General features: G+C 52.9%; 16 protein-coding genes. 12 read left to right on the top strand and 4 right to left on the bottom strand.

Annotated features, from left to right (window positions below):
• Window positions 1-105: 105 nt before the first annotated feature.
• On the bottom strand, window positions 106-1,767 hold the full coding sequence (gene tsr / locus ACLJRE_RS11440; protein WP_000919521.1) for a methyl-accepting chemotaxis protein: 1,662 nt from the start codon (window positions 1,765-1,767) through the stop codon (window positions 106-108).
• Between the two features lie 366 nt (window positions 1,768-2,133).
• Between tsr and btsT the strand changes: the two genes are divergently transcribed.
• From btsT to ACLJRE_RS11475, 7 genes are all read left to right on the top strand, one after another.
• Window positions 2,134-4,284 carry a pyruvate/proton symporter BtsT gene (gene btsT / locus ACLJRE_RS11445; RefSeq protein ID WP_000379928.1) on the top strand — a complete coding sequence of 717 codons (2,151 nt, stop codon included), beginning with the start codon at window positions 2,134-2,136 and terminating at the stop codon, window positions 4,282-4,284.
• Between the two features lie 94 nt (window positions 4,285-4,378).
• Window positions 4,379-4,582 carry a YbdD/YjiX family protein gene (locus ACLJRE_RS11450; protein ID WP_000460616.1) on the top strand — a complete coding sequence of 68 codons (204 nt, stop codon included), beginning with the start codon at window positions 4,379-4,381 and terminating at the stop codon, window positions 4,580-4,582.
• Between the two features lie 10 nt (window positions 4,583-4,592).
• A complete protein-coding gene (yjiA, locus tag ACLJRE_RS11455) occupies window positions 4,593-5,549 on the top strand; it encodes a GTPase (RefSeq protein ID WP_000187838.1) in 957 nt (318 codons plus the stop codon).
• Between the two features lie 36 nt (window positions 5,550-5,585).
• Window positions 5,586-6,401, top strand: coding sequence for an AraC family transcriptional regulator (locus ACLJRE_RS11460; protein WP_001128427.1), 816 nt, complete (start codon window positions 5,586-5,588; stop codon window positions 6,399-6,401).
• A 47-nt stretch (window positions 6,402-6,448) separates the two neighbouring features.
• Window positions 6,449-7,090 (top strand): LysE family translocator, encoded by a 642-nt coding sequence (locus tag ACLJRE_RS11465; RefSeq protein ID WP_000438685.1) that lies wholly within the window; start codon window positions 6,449-6,451, stop codon window positions 7,088-7,090.
• A gap of 294 nt (window positions 7,091-7,384) precedes the next feature.
• Complete coding sequence (symE, locus tag ACLJRE_RS11470; protein WP_001647389.1) at window positions 7,385-7,717, top strand: endoribonuclease SymE; 333 nt, start codon at window positions 7,385-7,387, stop codon at window positions 7,715-7,717.
• Between the two features lie 73 nt (window positions 7,718-7,790).
• A complete protein-coding gene (locus ACLJRE_RS11475; protein WP_023197696.1) occupies window positions 7,791-8,492 on the top strand; it encodes a hypothetical protein in 702 nt (233 codons plus the stop codon).
• A 74-nt stretch (window positions 8,493-8,566) separates the two neighbouring features.
• Here ACLJRE_RS11475 and yjiS read toward each other — a convergent pair whose 3' ends face one another.
• Window positions 8,567-8,731 (bottom strand): DUF1127 domain-containing protein YjiS, encoded by a 165-nt coding sequence (gene yjiS / locus ACLJRE_RS11480; RefSeq protein WP_000397917.1) that lies wholly within the window; start codon window positions 8,729-8,731, stop codon window positions 8,567-8,569.
• Here yjiS and ACLJRE_RS11485 point away from each other — a divergent pair.
• Window positions 8,698-8,841 (top strand): hypothetical protein, encoded by a 144-nt coding sequence (locus tag ACLJRE_RS11485; protein WP_001647387.1) that lies wholly within the window; start codon window positions 8,698-8,700, stop codon window positions 8,839-8,841. The genes yjiS and ACLJRE_RS11485 overlap by 34 nt on opposite strands.
• Before the next feature lie 95 nt (window positions 8,842-8,936).
• On the opposite strand, the gene ACLJRE_RS11490 is transcribed toward ACLJRE_RS11485, so the two are convergent.
• Window positions 8,937-10,307: an NAD-dependent succinate-semialdehyde dehydrogenase gene (locus ACLJRE_RS11490; protein ID WP_023212768.1), complete on the bottom strand. Its 1,371-nt coding sequence runs from the start codon at window positions 10,305-10,307 to the stop codon at window positions 8,937-8,939.
• Between the two features lie 40 nt (window positions 10,308-10,347).
• On the opposite strand from ACLJRE_RS11490, the gene ACLJRE_RS11495 reads away from it, so the two are divergent.
• Window positions 10,348-10,491 (top strand): hypothetical protein, encoded by a 144-nt coding sequence (locus ACLJRE_RS11495; RefSeq protein ID WP_153247006.1) that lies wholly within the window; start codon window positions 10,348-10,350, stop codon window positions 10,489-10,491.
• Here the strand turns inward: ACLJRE_RS11495 and ACLJRE_RS11500 are convergent.
• Entirely contained in the window at window positions 10,488-11,441 is a 954-nt protein-coding gene (locus tag ACLJRE_RS11500) for an Rpn family recombination-promoting nuclease/putative transposase (RefSeq protein WP_000749996.1), read from the bottom strand. The two genes, ACLJRE_RS11495 and ACLJRE_RS11500, sit on opposite strands and share 4 nt — an antisense overlap.
• 478 nt (window positions 11,442-11,919) lie before the next feature.
• On the opposite strand from ACLJRE_RS11500, the gene mdtM reads away from it, so the two are divergent.
• From mdtM to ACLJRE_RS11515, 3 genes are all read left to right on the top strand, one after another.
• Window positions 11,920-13,161 carry a multidrug efflux MFS transporter MdtM gene (gene mdtM / locus ACLJRE_RS11505; protein ID WP_001188918.1) on the top strand — a complete coding sequence of 414 codons (1,242 nt, stop codon included), beginning with the start codon at window positions 11,920-11,922 and terminating at the stop codon, window positions 13,159-13,161.
• Between the two features lie 86 nt (window positions 13,162-13,247).
• Window positions 13,248-14,519 carry a DUF445 domain-containing protein gene (locus ACLJRE_RS11510; RefSeq protein WP_023212769.1) on the top strand — a complete coding sequence of 424 codons (1,272 nt, stop codon included), beginning with the start codon at window positions 13,248-13,250 and terminating at the stop codon, window positions 14,517-14,519.
• Window positions 14,520-14,727: 208 nt separating this feature from the next.
• A complete protein-coding gene (locus ACLJRE_RS11515; RefSeq protein ID WP_023212770.1) occupies window positions 14,728-15,912 on the top strand; it encodes an MFS transporter in 1,185 nt (394 codons plus the stop codon).
• Window positions 15,913-16,511: the final 599 nt, after the last annotated feature.

Below are 16,511 nucleotides of genomic sequence, written 5' to 3' on the forward strand. Positions count from 1 at the left end.
CCTGCGCGGACTGCCAGGCCTGATAAGCGAAGCGCCATCAGGCAAAAGTGTGAGCATCTCATTCGGCCTACGGTCATCTGTAGGCCGACTGTTCACCATACGCCCTTAAAACGTTTCCCAATTATCGCTGCCATCGGCCACAGCGGCCTTTGGTGACGACACGGCTGCCGGGGTTTTTACCGCTGCCACTTCACGCGCACGCTGCTGTTGCTGTTGAATACGGAACACCGCGACGGCCTGGGTCAGACGGCTGGCTTGCTCTTCCAGCGCCGCAGCCGCGGCGGCGGATTCTTCCACCAGCGAGGCGTTCTGCTGCGTTACGCGATCCATCTCCGCTACCGCCAGGCCCACCTGGTCGATACCACGGCTTTGCTCGTCGGACGCCGAGGCAATCTCGCCCATGATATCGGTCACGCGGGTCACTGCATTGACGATCTCATCCATGGTTTCACCGGCGCTTTCGACCAGCGTCGAACCCACATCAACACGGCTCACGGAATCCTCAATCAGACTCTTGATCTCCCGTGCCGCCTGCGCGCTACGCTGGGCCAGATTACGGACTTCACCGGCCACCACCGCGAACCCGCGTCCCTGCTCGCCTGCGCGCGCCGCTTCTACCGCCGCATTCAGCGCCAGGATATTGGTCTGGAAAGCAATACCGTCGATTACGCTGATAATATCGGCGATTTTCTGCGAACTGGAGGCGATATCGCGCATTGTTTGTACGACGTTATCCACCACTTTGCCGCCTTTTTGCGCTGTTTCAGAGGCGCTCAATGCCAGGTGACTGGCCTGACGGGCGTTTTCGGCGTTCTGTTTCACGGTGGCGGTCAGTTGTTCCATACTGGCGGCGGTCTCTTCCAGAGACGCTGCCTGCTGCTCAGTACGGGAAGAGAGATCGTTGTTGCCCATCGCAATCTCGCTGGCGCCGCTGTAAATGGCGTTGGCGCCATTGCGCACATCGCCCACGGTACGCACCAGTTCGCTCTGCATATGACGTAAGTTGTCCGCCAGTTGCCCCATTTCGTTAGAGCCTTCCACATCAATACGTTTCACCAGATCGCCGCTGGCGATATGGCGAATACTTTCAATCAGACGATTCATCGGGGCGATAAGCGACAGTTTGATGCCGAACCAGACGGCGATAATGACCACCAGAACGGCAATCAGCACACTGACCAGTACCCACATCGCCTGGTTGTAGGAACTGTTGTTATCCTCAACAGCAATATCGTACAGACGATCGTTTTGCTGCATATAGGCCATGTACTGCTTCTCAAAAGCGTCCTGATAGCTTTGAGTCGGTTGATCAAAAAACTCGTTAATCTTACCCGCGCCAAGAAGCTGAATAAGCTCCGCCAACGCGCCGTGGTAGATATCATAGGTTCGTTTGATCTCAAGGAAAGCCGCCTCGCTCTGACGTGGATCGCGCGGTAACGACTCATACTGCGCCCAGTTTTTTTCGGTGAGCTTCAGCGCATTAGTCGCCCCCTGCATAAGTTCAGCGACAGTTGCGCCGCTGCCAATATTGCTCTGGTCCATCATCCAGCGGATACCCGCGCGATTCAGGGTATTACGCGTTTGCAACAGCTCCACCCAGGTTGAATTCAGGGCAGACTGCTGCTGACGAATGGTTTGCAATACGGTGAAGTTTTCTTTGTCATTCTTCAGCGAGTTGAAGAACAGCCCGCCGGATGTCAGTTGTAAAAGGCCAAATAGCGCCAATACCAGCAGTAAGCTGGTAACAATTTTAATTCGCTTTAACATGTTTTCTCTTTCCGCTAGACAGATACAGAATTTTCGGCCTGGAAAGGGAAAACTTTATGGGATGCGCGCCATTAATATCACGATTAGCTCAGTGAAGTCGTTATGGCGCCTCGCACAACAAGGATCGTCCCATTTTATATCGTGATCTCAATCACATAAAATAGCCCACGCCCTCCTCCGCGAAACCGCTTACCGGTACGTCCGACCGCTTAAACCGCCATACAACCACTCACTGATTTACCTAACTTTACGCGCGCGATGATCTGGCAAGATCCTCTCAGCATAGCAGTCAATCTACCTCCTCAAACACGAACTCAATGTCCACCCAGCTTCGGCTGATAATTAAACTTACAACCAGGTTTTACTATGGATACGAAAAAGATATTCAAGCACATACCCTGGGTGATTCTCGGAATCATCGGTGCTTTCTGCCTCTCGGTCGTTGCCCTACGTCGGGGTGAACACGTGAGCGCCCTGTGGATCGTGGTCGCTTCCGTTTCCGTCTATCTGGTGGCTTACCGCTACTACAGCCTGTACATCGCCCAGAAGGTCATGAAACTCGACCCGACGCGCGCGACACCGGCGGTTATCAATAACGACGGCCTGAACTACGTGCCGACTAACCGCTACGTGCTGTTTGGTCACCACTTCGCCGCCATCGCCGGCGCAGGTCCGCTGGTCGGGCCGGTATTGGCCGCGCAGATGGGCTATCTGCCGGGGACGCTGTGGCTGCTGGCGGGCGTAGTGCTCGCGGGCGCAGTGCAGGACTTTATGGTGCTGTTCATCTCTTCCCGCCGTAACGGCGCCTCTCTTGGCGAGATGATCAAAGAAGAGATGGGTACCGTTCCAGGCACCATCGCGCTGTTCGGCTGCTTCTTAATTATGATCATCATCCTCGCGGTGCTGGCATTAATTGTGGTTAAAGCGCTGGCCGAAAGCCCGTGGGGCGTCTTCACCGTCTGCTCAACGGTGCCGATTGCGCTATTTATGGGCATCTACATGCGCTTCCTGCGTCCGGGACGCGTAGGCGAAGTCTCCGTTATTGGTATCGTGCTGCTGGTGGCGTCTATTTACTTCGGCGGCGTGATTGCCCACGACCCTTACTGGGGCCCGGCGCTAACCTTTAAAGACACCACCATTACCTTCGCGCTGATCGGCTACGCCTTTGTTTCCGCGCTGCTGCCGGTATGGCTGATCCTCGCCCCGCGCGACTATCTCGCTACCTTCCTGAAAATCGGCGTGATCGTCGGTCTGGCGCTGGGGATTGTAATCCTCAACCCGGAACTGAAAATGCCGGCGTTGACGCAGTACGTCGACGGTACCGGCCCGCTGTGGAAAGGCGCTCTGTTCCCGTTCCTGTTCATCACCATCGCCTGTGGCGCCGTCTCTGGCTTCCACGCGCTCATCTCTTCCGGTACCACGCCGAAACTGCTGGCCTGTGAGACCGATGCGCGTTTTATCGGCTACGGCGCGATGCTGATGGAGTCCTTTGTTGCGGTGATGGCGCTGGTGGCGGCCTCGATCATTGAACCGGGTCTCTACTTCGCGATGAACACCCCGCCGGCAGGTCTGGGCATTACCATGCCAAACCTGCACGAGATGGGCGGCGAGAACGCGCCGCTGATTATGGCGCAGTTGAAAGACGTTACCGCACATGCAGCGGCGACCGTCAGCTCCTGGGGCTTTGTGATTTCCCCGGAACAAATCCTGCAAACTGCGAAAGATATCGGTGAACCGTCAGTATTGAACCGCGCAGGCGGCGCGCCAACGCTGGCAGTAGGTATCGCGCATGTGTTCCACAAAGTCCTGCCGATGGCGGATATGGGCTTCTGGTATCACTTCGGTATTCTGTTCGAAGCGCTGTTTATCCTGACCGCACTGGATGCGGGTACTCGTTCCGGCCGCTTTATGTTGCAGGATTTGCTGGGTAACTTCGTCCCGTTCCTGAAAAAAACCGATTCTCTGGTCGCGGGTATCATCGGTACCGCAGGCTGCGTCGGTTTGTGGGGCTATCTGCTGTATCAGGGCGTGGTCGACCCGCTGGGCGGCGTGAAGAGCCTGTGGCCGCTGTTCGGTATCTCTAACCAGATGCTGGCCGCCGTGGCGCTAGTGTTGAGCACCGTGGTACTGATCAAAATGCAGCGCACCAAGTACATCTGGGTGACGGTGATCCCGGCGGTATGGCTGCTGATCTGCACCACCTGGGCGCTGGGCCTGAAACTGTTCAGCGCCAACCCACAGATGGAAGGTTTCTTCTACATGGCAAACCTGTATAAAGAGAAGATTGCCAACGGCACCAACCTGACCGCGCAGCAGATTGCCAACATGAACCATATCGTGGTGAACAACTACACTAACGCTGGTTTGAGTATTCTGTTCCTGGTGGTGGTGTACAGTATTATCTTCTACGGTTTCACCACCTGGATGAAGGTACGCAACAGCGATAAACGTACCGACAAAGAAACCCCGTATGTGCCCGTGCCGGAAGGCGGCGTGAAGATCTCTTCACACCACTAAAACTGATGCCGGGTAGCGCGCAGCGATCCCGGCTAGTGTAGGCCGGATAAGGCGCAAGCCGCCATCCGGCTTTATTCATTAACAGGACGGCAGAATGTTTGATACTTTAGGTCAGGCAAAAAAATATCTCGGCCAGGCGGCAAAAATGTTGATTGGTATTCCGGACTACGACAACTATGTCGAGCACATGAAAACCAACCATCCCGACAAGCCGTACATGACCTATGAAGAGTTCTTCCGCGAACGTCAGCAAGCACGTTACGGCGGCGATGGCAAAGGCGGTATGCGCTGTTGTTAATGGAGAGACTATGACCCCGATTGCAGTTACCCTACTTACCGGTTTTCTTGGTGCCGGCAAAACCACCCTACTACGCCATATCCTCAACGAACAACATGGTTTTAAAATCGCCGTTATCGAAAACGAATTTGGCGAAGTCTCCGTTGACGATCAACTGATTGGCGATCGCGCCACACAGATCAAAACCCTGACCAACGGCTGCATCTGCTGTACCCGCTCCAACGAGCTGGAAGATGCGCTATTAGACCTGCTCGACAGCCGCGACCGCGGCGATATTGCTTTCGACCGCCTGGTGATTGAATGCACCGGCATGGCTGACCCCGGCCCGATTATTCAGACCTTTTTCTCCCATGACGTATTATGCGAACGCTACCTGTTAGACGGCGTGATTGCGCTGGTCGACGCGGTGCACGCTAACGAGCAGATGAACCAGTTCACCATCGCCCAGTCGCAGATAGGCTACGCCGACCGTATCCTGCTGACCAAAACCGACGTGGCAGGCGACAGCGAGAAGCTGCGCGAGCGGCTGGCGCGTATCAACGCTCGCGCCCCGGTTTACACCGTGGTACACGGCGATATTGACCTGAGTCAGTTGTTTAATACCAGCGGCTTTATGCTGGAAGAGAACGTGCTGGCAAGCCAACCGCGTTTCCACTTTATTGCCGATAAACAGAACGATGTGTCGTCAATTGTGGTGGAGCTGGATTACCCGGTGGATATCAGCGAGGTTTCGCGGGTGATGGAAAACCTGCTGCTGGAATCAGCGGATAAACTGCTGCGTTACAAAGGGATGCTGTGGATCGACGGCGAACCCAACCGTCTGCTGTTCCAGGGCGTGCAGCGCCTCTACAGCGCCGACTGGGACAGACCGTGGGGCGACGAAACGCCACACAGCACGCTGGTATTTATCGGGATCCAGTTGCCGGAAGACGAGATCAGAGCGGCGTTTGCGGGGTTAAGGAAGTAAACGGGCGCAGAAAAGCCGGGCCGCACAGGAGATTGTATGCCCCTTATCCGAGATATTCACCAACGCTTCTGGCGTCTGCCACAACTGCCGTGGCTGGAGCTACGTACCACCAGTGAAAGCCGTCAGGCCTATAAGCGCCACAGCCACCCGCAACTGTCGCTGGGCGCAATCATCGCCGGAGAAACCCGCTGCATCAGTAACGGACAAGAGTATCTGTTACGCCCCGGCGAGCTGATCCTGATCCCCCCGCAATCTCCACACAGTTGTAACCCGCTCCACGAGCGACCACGCAGCTATCATATGCTGTATCTCGATGCGGACTGGTGCCTGACGCAGCTCCCCCATTTGCCGGCGAATAGCCGCCTGCATACCACGCAGCCACAGTTGCAGGACCCGCAGCTTTTCCAGCTTTATCAGCAAATTGTGACGTCTATTACTCAGCAACAAACCGCCGGACTTCCGGCGCTTATTATCCACCTGTTGCGCGCCCTGCCGCTACAAAGCGCCGACGCCGAACCGCCATGCGCCATCAGCCGCCAGTTGGTTGCCCGCTTAGTCAGCAACCTTCAGGAACCGCCGACGCTGGACACACTGGCGCAGGAGTTTGCGCTCCGTAAGGAGACTCTGATTCGCACTTTTAAGCAGGATACAGGCCTGACTCCTGTCAGCTTTACCAATATGGCCCGCATTGAATATGCCCGGCACCGATTGCGCGCCGGGGACGATATTGCCGATGTTGCCTATCAGACCGGTTTCGCCGATCAAAGTCATTTCCACAAAACCTTCGTCAGCTACACGGCGGCAACGCCGCGTCAGTACGCGCAGAACAGATCAATATCCGACAATAAATAGCGCATCCGCAGGTATAGGCTGACCTCAGTACCATCACTGAGGTTACTATGGAACAGGTTACAACGTTATTTCCTCCGGCGTTTCCCGCACTGGCGCTGGCGCATTTTATGGCGCTGCTCAGCCCGGGTCCGGACTTCTTTTTGCTGGTCGGTTACGCCGTACGCTATCGGCTGCGCGGTAGCGTCGGGCTGTGCCTCGGCATTGCGGCGGGAAATGGGCTCTATATTCTGCTGGTGGTGATTGGGTCAGGGCTACTACGTCAGACGCCGCTGCTCTTTACCATCATCGAACTATTGGGTGCCGCCTACCTGCTATGGGTGGGCCGTCAACTGTTGAAAAGCCGCGCCGGGCCGCTGGAGTGGCGGTACGCCGCATCGGCATGTCCGTCACTGGCAAAACAACTATTACTGGGGCTAGGTTCATCGCTGTTGAATCCGAAAAATGCTCTGTTTTATCTGGCGCTAATGACCGCCCTGCTGGGCCCAAACGTGACCGTTACACAGCAGGCCATATGTGGAATCTGGATGACCAGCGTAGTGTTACTCTGGGATCTGCTGCTGATAACGCTTATCGCCCTGCCGCAAATTCAAGGTCGTCTGGGTAATCTTGTCTGGAAAATTGAACGCGCCGCCGGCGGCATTCTGATCGCCTTTGGCTGCTGGATTGTGTGGCAGTTCATTACAAGTTAAATCAATGAGGGGCAGATGAATAGGGTCTGCATCATTCGAACCCTTTCCTTCTTATAATGCCGACGCCGCCATAAATTAACCCACTCTCGGACACCAATAAAGTGGCTAAATAGCCGCTTTATTCTCATCACCAAATATAATATCACCTCTCATCCAGCGGCTTATTTTCATTGATTTTCAGCTGGACTTTTCTTTTATTTACTGATGATATATCCAGGTATTTAGCGCGGTGCGAGCGTGCGCCAACACGCCCGCACCGCTAATCACAATCCCTATTAAACAGGAATAGAGACCATGACTACCCCGCATTCTATTGCAGAATTCACCGATCCTGAAGTCTCCCCGACAAATAACCGTCACTTGACCGTGAGTTATGCGAGCCGCTACCCGGATTACAACCGTATTCCCGCTATTACCCTGAAAGGTCAGTGGCTGGAAGACGCCGGGTTTACCACCGGTACGCAGGTCGATGTAAAGGTGATGAACGGCTGTATTGTGCTCAGCGCACAGCAGCCGCAACCAGAAGAAAGCGATTTGATGCAGTCGCTGCGCCAGGTGTGCAAGCTATCGGCGCGTAAGCAAAAGCAGGTGCAGGCGTTTATCAGCGTGATGGCAGGATCTAAGTAAATACATAAAATAAGCTGGCAAAGAACCCTTGCCAGCTTTAATTATAATTAATATCAATGATTGAAGGGAAACCATGCAGCTAAAAGTAAAAGAAAACATTACGCTTTGGAGAAATGAAGGATTAATTTTTTATATCATCCTGGGATTTCTATGTACTTTATTTATGGAGGTCAATGCACTATTACCATACTATCTTCAGCAAAGTATATTTTTCGAAACGCTGATGAATTACATGGTCTTCAATACGTTATTTTCGCTTGCCTTATGTGAGATTTTTTTTGCGATGCTGGTAGTTGTTTGTAATAACACTAAACTAGAGAAGCTTACAAATAATATTTTGAAAGAGTTACATAAAAGAATTATGCAAGGTTCTTTCGTTATATCCTTCTTATCTTTCGGAATATCTCTATTTTGTATGATGGCATTCTGTATTGGTTCGCTGATAATAAATAATAATTACTATGGAAAACATGCCATAAATTTTGCTTACCCATTTGTTTTATTTCTATCCTTCCCTTATCTTATACATAAATGTATAACAATCCTGTGTACTCAATTAAAAGGATTTCCTAAAAGCAAAATTCATGCAGCCATAATAATGTTACTGATAATTGCAGCCGCCATTATCATTCCATGCATATTTAACAAAAAAGAAAAAATGACTATAACCATTGATAAGGAAAAATATCATGCAATTGAGCAAAAAACTAAGGTAAAACCAGAAAAATATATTGAGAAAAAGATTAATGATATTAATATTAATGATATAAAATAGTGAGCACGCATAACATAAGGGCATAGTAATATATCATAAAATCCTTTAACTACTATTGCCCTTGAATAGATCCACTATTCCACATCCTTCCTTTCCAACCCGATATCCCTTAACTGCTCGTCACTCATTCGCCGCAGCGCCTGACAGGCCCGCTTACGCAGCCACCACCTTTTTAGCGCCCGTCTGAGCTGCACAAAGCCAATGAATGGTTGTCTGGGGCGGTTCTCGTAAAATTCCATACCGGCCTCCGCATAGAACAGAAAATGCGGGCATCATGAATGTCTGTACAAACAATACCGGGATAAAAAGCACGGTTAGTACAACGTGGATAAATAAGGAGGGCAATTGAGGGGGTTTTGTTCGCTTGTTTCGTTCTGATTTAAGATCCGCGTCCTTCGCTGCAAAAAAGCCAGGCCCCTCCCGTTTTCAGAGGGGCAACAGGGATTAGCGGCGCACCACTACCAGCTTCTGGTTCACAAACTCCTTAATCCCCAGATCCGATAGCTCGCGTCCGAAGCCCGAACGCTTAACGCCGCCGAACGGCAGCTCCGCTGCGGTATCGGTCAGCCAGTTGATATAAACCATCCCGGTTTCAATCCGGGAGGCCATGCGTTTAGCACGCTCAATATCCTGACTAAACACCGCGCCGCCCAGGCCGTAGTGGGAATCGTTGGCTAGTTTTACCGCCTCGTCATCGTCTTTCACCACATACATCTGCGCCACCGGGCCGAAGAACTCTTCAAAGTACGCCGGGTTGTCACGCGTAATGTGGGTCAGAATGGTCGGCTCAAAGAAGTTGCCTTTGCTCTCCAGCGGCTTGCCGCCAACGTGCAGCGTCGCGCCATTTTTCACCGCGTCCTCGACCTGTCTGGTCAATGTTTCCAGCGCATCTTTCGACGACAGCGGCCCCAGTTCGGTAGAAGCGTCCATCTGATCCCCCACCTTCACCTTCCTGAACGCCTCGGTGAACTGGCTGAGGAATTGATCGGCGATTTTCTCATGTAGGATAAAGCGCTTCGCCGCCGTACATACCTGCCCTGCATTAGTGAGTCGTGCCTGCACGCCAATTTTCACCGCTTTCTCAAGATCGGCATCGTCCAGCACGACGAACACATCGTTCCCGCCCAGTTCCAGCGTCGATTTTTTAATGTGCTTCGCCGCCTGTGCCGCCACGGCGCTCCCCGCTTTTTCAGATCCGGTCAGCGCCGCGCCCTGCACGCGCGGGTCGGCGATGATGTTCGCCACCTGATCGGAGGAAATAAACAGGTTGGTCCATGCGCCGTCCGGCGCGCCGGCTTCACGCACCAGATGGGCAAATGTCTCGGCGCAGTGTGGTACGATGCTGGCATGTTTCGCCAGCACCGGGTTACCTGCGGCCAGGTTCGGCGCCAGCACACGCATCAACTGATAGTACGGGAAGTTCCACGGCTCAACGGCCATGATGACGCCAATCGGATGATGTTCTACCCACGCGTCGCCAAACTCGGTTTTATAAGGCACCGGGGCAAGAAACTGCTTCGCGTTATCCGCATAATAGCGAGCGATCTGCGCGCACAGTTTGACTTCGCCACGGCTCTGCTCGATGAGCTTACCCATCTCCTGGCTGGCGATTTTTGCCAGTTCTTCAACACGGCTGTCGATCAAGTCAGCCAGCTTATGCAGTACCGGCAGACGTTGGTCAATCTCTCCTTTGGACCAGTCGGAGTGATAGAGCGCGTCAGCTTTTTGCAGCGCGGCTTCAATATCCGCGTCCGTGTGCGGGGGATACTCTTTAATGAGCTGATTATTGGCAGGATTCACTGTCTGGTAAGCCATATCACATGTCTCCTTGTTATCGTCATTAAGGCAGCCGTAAATGCCGCTCAGAACAATAAGGGTAGTAGAGATGGCTGGCGCTATCGGTAAAGTTCGGTATATTCGTGCGGTTATCAGCGATAATTACAGAGAGCGTTGCCCGGCGATCACCGGGCCTGCAACATTCAGACTGGAACCGCGTTAGTGGCTAACATCCTGAAGCTCTTCAGCCGTAAGGCCGGTGAACCGCTGGACAGTCTCGCGGTCAAGTCCGTCCGCCAGCATCTGTCTGGCGATACGCAATGCGGCAACACGCTGACCTTTTTCCAGCCCTTTTTCCAGCCCTTCCTCCAGACCAACCTGTCTTCCTTGCCGTTCCCCTTTTCTGCGATCCGCTGCGCGGATCCTCTCTATCAGCGTCATCAGTCTCTCCTTAGTGTGCGGGACATGCCCTACCACATCACGAATAAACGTGGTGAAACGAGGCGTATGTCCGTGCTGAATCATAAGATAATTAAACAGCGCTTTAAGCTGCCTGTCATTAGCGCAACCAGTAACTAACAGCGAAGCAATCCGTTCAACCAGTCCCAGCAGGTCGCGCTGGCGGATATGTTTTTGGATGAGCTCCAGCAGCGCAATGCGGCGGTGCTGCATAATGTCATCATCCGATACCACCGTAATATCGACCAGCGGAAAGGCAGCGGCATAGAGTCTTCTTGCCACTTCCGGGTTCGCAAACTCATCCAGCCAGCACAGCGAAAAAGGATACGGGCTATCAACACCGTGATAAAACAGCATCGGCACCACCAGCGGAAGATGCTTATGCCCCGCATCCAGATGCTGTTGCATTGCCGCCATCGCATACCGCATCAGCCGAAACGCCATATGCGCATCCGGCGTGCTCTGATGTTCAATCACGACATAGATATAACCGTCGCCCTCGCGCGTTTTCAGCGACCAAAGCACATCGGAATAATAGGCTCGCAGATTTTTTTCAATAAAACTGCCGGGTTCCAGCTTTAGCGTCCGCAGGTCGCAAAGCTGGCGTAACGACACCGGCAGATGAATCTCCATAAAATCGCGGGCGGTTTCCGGGTGGCGCAAAAAGGTTTTAAACACCGCATCATGCGGTGTTGAGGTCGTCGATTTTTTCATGGCGCTCCATCACCCCAAACCAGGATGCTGCGACTCTACCTCCTGAAAATTCCTTTCTCATCCGTACCTTTTCAGCATTGCGAGGCGCGACGGAAGATAAATCCTGTTATCTGTAATGCACATGCATTTTCGGAACTGAACACGCAAAATACCAGCCTGCGCGCCCTGCCTTTATCTTTATTAACCAGACAAACTCTTTTGATTAACATCAAAATTTAATTACACTTAATGTGTATATTTTCCGTGCAACGTAAATTTCCCGAGGTGTGATGTGCTGATTGTTATCTGTAATCGCCACACGTTCTGACGAGATTCAGAACGCGTCTCTTCCTGTCTGTGTTTTCACCGGCAGCGTTTTTGATTACATGAAATTCAGTACATCCGCAGCCGCTGTTTCCATCGCCTGCCTGACGTCACGATGACGGTATTGAGTTTCGCTGTCCCATCATGGGGTTCTCCGACATGGAGCGCATTTTTTATGCAACGGATTATTCAGTTTTTCTCCCAACGCGCCACAACGTTATTTTTCCCGATGGCGCTGATTTTGTACGATTTTGCCGCCTATCTGACGACGGATCTGATTCAGCCTGGCATCATTAACGTCGTGCGCGATTTTAATGCTGACGTCAGTCTTGCGCCGGCCTCGGTCAGTCTCTATCTGGCGGGCGGAATGGCGTTGCAATGGCTTCTGGGGCCGCTATCCGACAGGATTGGCCGCCGGCCAGTGCTGATTGCAGGGGCATTAATTTTTACTCTCGCCTGCGCGGCAACGCTGTTGACGACCTCAATGACGCAGTTTCTGGTTGCCCGTTTTGTGCAGGGCACCAGCATTTGCTTTATCGCAACGGTCGGCTACGTCACGGTACAGGAGGCCTTCGGTCAAACCAAAGCCATTAAGCTGATGGCGATTATTACCTCCATTGTGCTGGTCGCTCCGGTTATCGGCCCGCTCTCCGGCGCCGCGCTGATGCACTTCGTTCACTGGAAGGTGCTGTTCGGTATTATTGCGGTGATGGGACTGTTGGCGTTGTGCGGCCTGCTGCTGGCGATGCCGGAAACGGTGCAACGCGGCGCGGTGCCGTTCAGCGCGGTGAGCGTACTGCGCGATTTTCGTAATGTGTTTCGCAACCCGATTTTTCTCACCGGGGCGGCGACGCTGTCGTTGAGCTACATCCCGATGATGAGCTGGGTGGCGGTGTCGCCGGTGATCCTGATCGATGCCGGCGGGATGAGTACTTCGCAATTCGCCTGGGCGCAGGTGCCCGTATTCGGCGCGGTGATCGTGGCCAATATGATCGTTGTGCGCCTGGTAAAAGATCCAACCCGACCGCGTTTTATCTGGCGCGCCGTACCAATCCAGTTAAGCGGGCTGGCGACATTACTCCTCGGTAATCTTCTTCTGCCGCACGTCTGGCTTTGGTCTGTGCTGGGCACCAGCCTGTACGCGTTCGGCATTGGAATGATTTTCCCGACGCTGTTTCGCTTCACGCTTTTCTCCAACAACTTGCCAAAAGGGACGGTTTCGGCCTCGCTGAACATGGTGATTCTGACGGTGATGGCGGTGTCGGTCGAAGTTGGCCGCTGGCTGTGGTTTCACGGCGGGAGACTGCCATTTCACCTGCTGGCAGCGGTGGCCGGAGTGATTGTGGTCTTCACTCTGGCGACACTATTACAGCGCGTGCGCCAGCATGAGGCGGCAGAACTGGCCGCTGAGAAGTAACGACTCTGCCGGATAGAGGCTTATCCGGCACAGGATAATCTGATGTTTTTTGCACGTTCCTGCCGTCTGGCTCTATCCTTAACCCTATGAATAAAATCGCCGAACTCAAACGCGCCAAACGCCTGGCGCTCTCACTGTTGCTGATAGCCACCGCGACGTTTGTAACCACGCTTTTCCTGCCGCCCAGTTTCTGGGTGCTGGGCGTAAAAGCTATTGCCGAAGCGGCGATGGTTGGCGCGCTGGCGGACTGGTTTGCCGTGGTGGCGCTGTTTCGCCGCATTCCCATTCCGTTTATTTCACGACATACGGCGATTATTCCCCGTAATAAAGACCGAATCGGCGAAAATCTAGGGCAATTTGTGCAGGAGAAGTTCCTTGATACGCAGTCGCTGATCGCGCTAATCCGCCGCCATGAACCCGCGCTGCTTATCGGAAACTGGTTCAGCCAGCCGGACAACGCCAGCCGGGTCGGGCAGCATCTGCTGCAAATTATGAGCGGCTTTCTGGAACTGACCGATGACGCCCGTATTCAGCGGCTGCTCAAGCGAGCGGTACATAAGGCGATTGATAAAGTGGATCTTTCCGGCACCAGCGCCCTGATGCTGGAAAGCATGACCAAAAACGATCGTCACCAGGTGTTACTCGATACGCTGATCGCCCAGCTTATCGCCCTGTTACAGCGTGACAGCTCCCGAACATTTATCGCCAGACAGATCATACGCTGGCTGGAGACCGAGCATCCGTTAAAAGCGAAGATTCTGCCGACCGAATGGCTGGGAGAACACAGCGCTGAACTGGTCTCCGACGCGGTAAATTCTCTGCTGGATGATATCAGTCACGATCGCGCGCATCAGATTCGTCATGCCTTCGATCGCGCGACGTATAAGCTGATCGATAAACTTAAACATGATCCGGAAATGGCTGCCCGGGCAGAAAACATTAAAAGTTACCTGAAGGAAGATGAGGCGTTTAACCGTTATCTCGGCGAGATCTGGGCGGATCTACGTCAGTGGTTAAAAACAGATATCAACGCCGAAGACTCGAAGGTAAAGCAGCGCATCGCTCATGCCGGACAATGGTTTGGCGAGACGCTGATCGCCGACGACGCATTACGCGCCTCGCTTAACGGTCATCTGGAACAGGCCGCGCACCGGGTCGCGCCGGAATTCGCCGCCTTCCTGACGCGCCACATCAGCGATACCGTAAAAGGCTGGGATGCGCGCGATATGTCGCAGCAGATTGAGCTTAATATCGGTAAAGATTTGCAGTTTATCCGCGTGAACGGCACGCTGGTCGGCGGCGCTATCGGTCTGGTGTTATATTTACTGTCGCAAATACCGGCACTGCTCAGTATTTAACGCCGTTCTCGTTCAGATTAACTGCCAAACCCCGCACGCGGGAGGCATTAATTTAATGCCATTTCCCACCGATGCCCCTCTTCTCAATCCGTTATTCGCCTGCGCTTCACTTTCTTTTCTTGCAAATTTGAAACATTAATTTTACTTTTTATTATCATTTACAACAACAATCCGGCATTCCTGCCTTACTTTAGCAAAGAGAAAAACCATGGTTCATGCTCAGAGCGCTTCACCTCGCCATCCCATTTTTACGGCGCTTTTCGGTATGATGGTATTGACGCTGGGGATGGGAGTTGGCCGCTTTCTGTATACGCCCATGCTGCCGGTAATGCTGGCGGAAAAGCAGCTAACGTTTAATCAGCTCTCCTGGATTGCCAGCGCCAATTATGCAGGGTACCTGGCGGGAAGCTTACTGTTTTCCTTTGGCCTTTTTCATCTCCCCTCTCGTCTACGCCCCATGCTGCTGGCTTCGGCGGTCGCCACCGGTATTCTTATTCTGTCTATGGCGATATTTACTCAGCCCGCGGTCGTCATGTTGGTACGCTTCCTGGCAGGCGTCGCGAGTGCGGGAATGATGATTTTTGGATCAATGATTGTGTTGCATCATACCCGCCATCCGTTTGTGATCGCCGCGCTCTTTTCCGGCGTCGGGGCCGGGATTGCACTGGGCAACGAATATGTCATTGGCGGTTTACATTATGCGCTTTCGGCCCATTCGCTATGGCTGGGGGCCGGAGCGCTCGCCGGTATATTGCTATTAATCGTGGCAATGTTGATTCCCCCCCGCGCTCATGCGCTGCCGCCTGCGCCTTTAGCAAGAATCGAAAATCAGCCTATGCCCTGGTGGCAACTGGCGCTGTTGTACGGTTTCGCCGGATTCGGCTACATCATTGTCGCTACCTATTTGCCGCTGATGGCGAAAAGCGCGGGCTCTCCACTACTCACGGCGCATCTTTGGTCGTTGGTCGGCCTGGCGATCATTCCCGGCTGCTTCGGCTGGCTGTGGGCGGCAAAACATTGGGGCGTCCTGCCATGTCTGACCGCGAATCTGTTGATCCAGAGCGCCTGCGTGCTACTGTCTCTCGCCAGCGACTCGTTGTTGCTGTTAATACTGAGCAGTATTGGTTTTGGCGCCACGTTTATGGGCACAACCTCGCTGGTGATGCCGCTTGCCCGACAACTCAGCGCGCCGGGCAATATTAATTTGTTAGGCCTGGTGACGCTAACGTATGGTATTGGGCAAATTCTCGGTCCGCTCGCCGCCAGTCTGTCAGGCAATGGCGCGTCGGCAATTATCAACGCCACGCTTTGCGGTGCCGCGGCGCTCTTTTTTGCCGTGCTGATCAGCGCCGCGCAGCAGATAAAACAAAAACGGTTTGTGATACGTGAATAAGCGGTAGAGTAAACTCGCGCTCTCCGCACCGGGTTGTATCTTTAACGCTATTCGCGGCGCAATGCGGATCTGTTTTTAATAGCACATCCTCAACACGTTATTTCAAGTTAAAAATGACACTAAAAACCATGCTTATTTTATGGTTTTTGGTGTTATCAATCTGCCTATTATTTTATATACCCTTCATACTTTAAGTTGCTTATGTGTTGGCTACGGATTACCCGGCCCATCCATAGGCCTCGCCCTGACGGGCCGTAGCTCACCCCAGTCACATCGTTATCTATGCTCCTGGGGACTCACTCCCTTGCCGCCTTTAAGCAACTCGAATTATTTTGGCTATATATCCCATTATGATGATTATCGCGCCCTTTCAAATCATCACAATTATAAATAAATCACATCATGAAATTAATTAGATGATTCGTTTTTTATTACCTGCCCGTAGGATTCTTAGGGCGCAAACTGACCCATCAGCGGCTACTGACATGACCGTGACAATTCCTCTTAAGGCGTGAAAAATTACAGTAAAAAGTAAAATTTAGGTTAAAAAATCCTATTTTTTAACAACGATAATTAAGTGGCGTGAAATTGACTAACGT

This window comes from Salmonella sp. SAL04157, from assembly GCF_046551635.1.
Lineage (GTDB): Bacteria > Pseudomonadota > Gammaproteobacteria > Enterobacterales > Enterobacteriaceae > Salmonella > Salmonella enterica.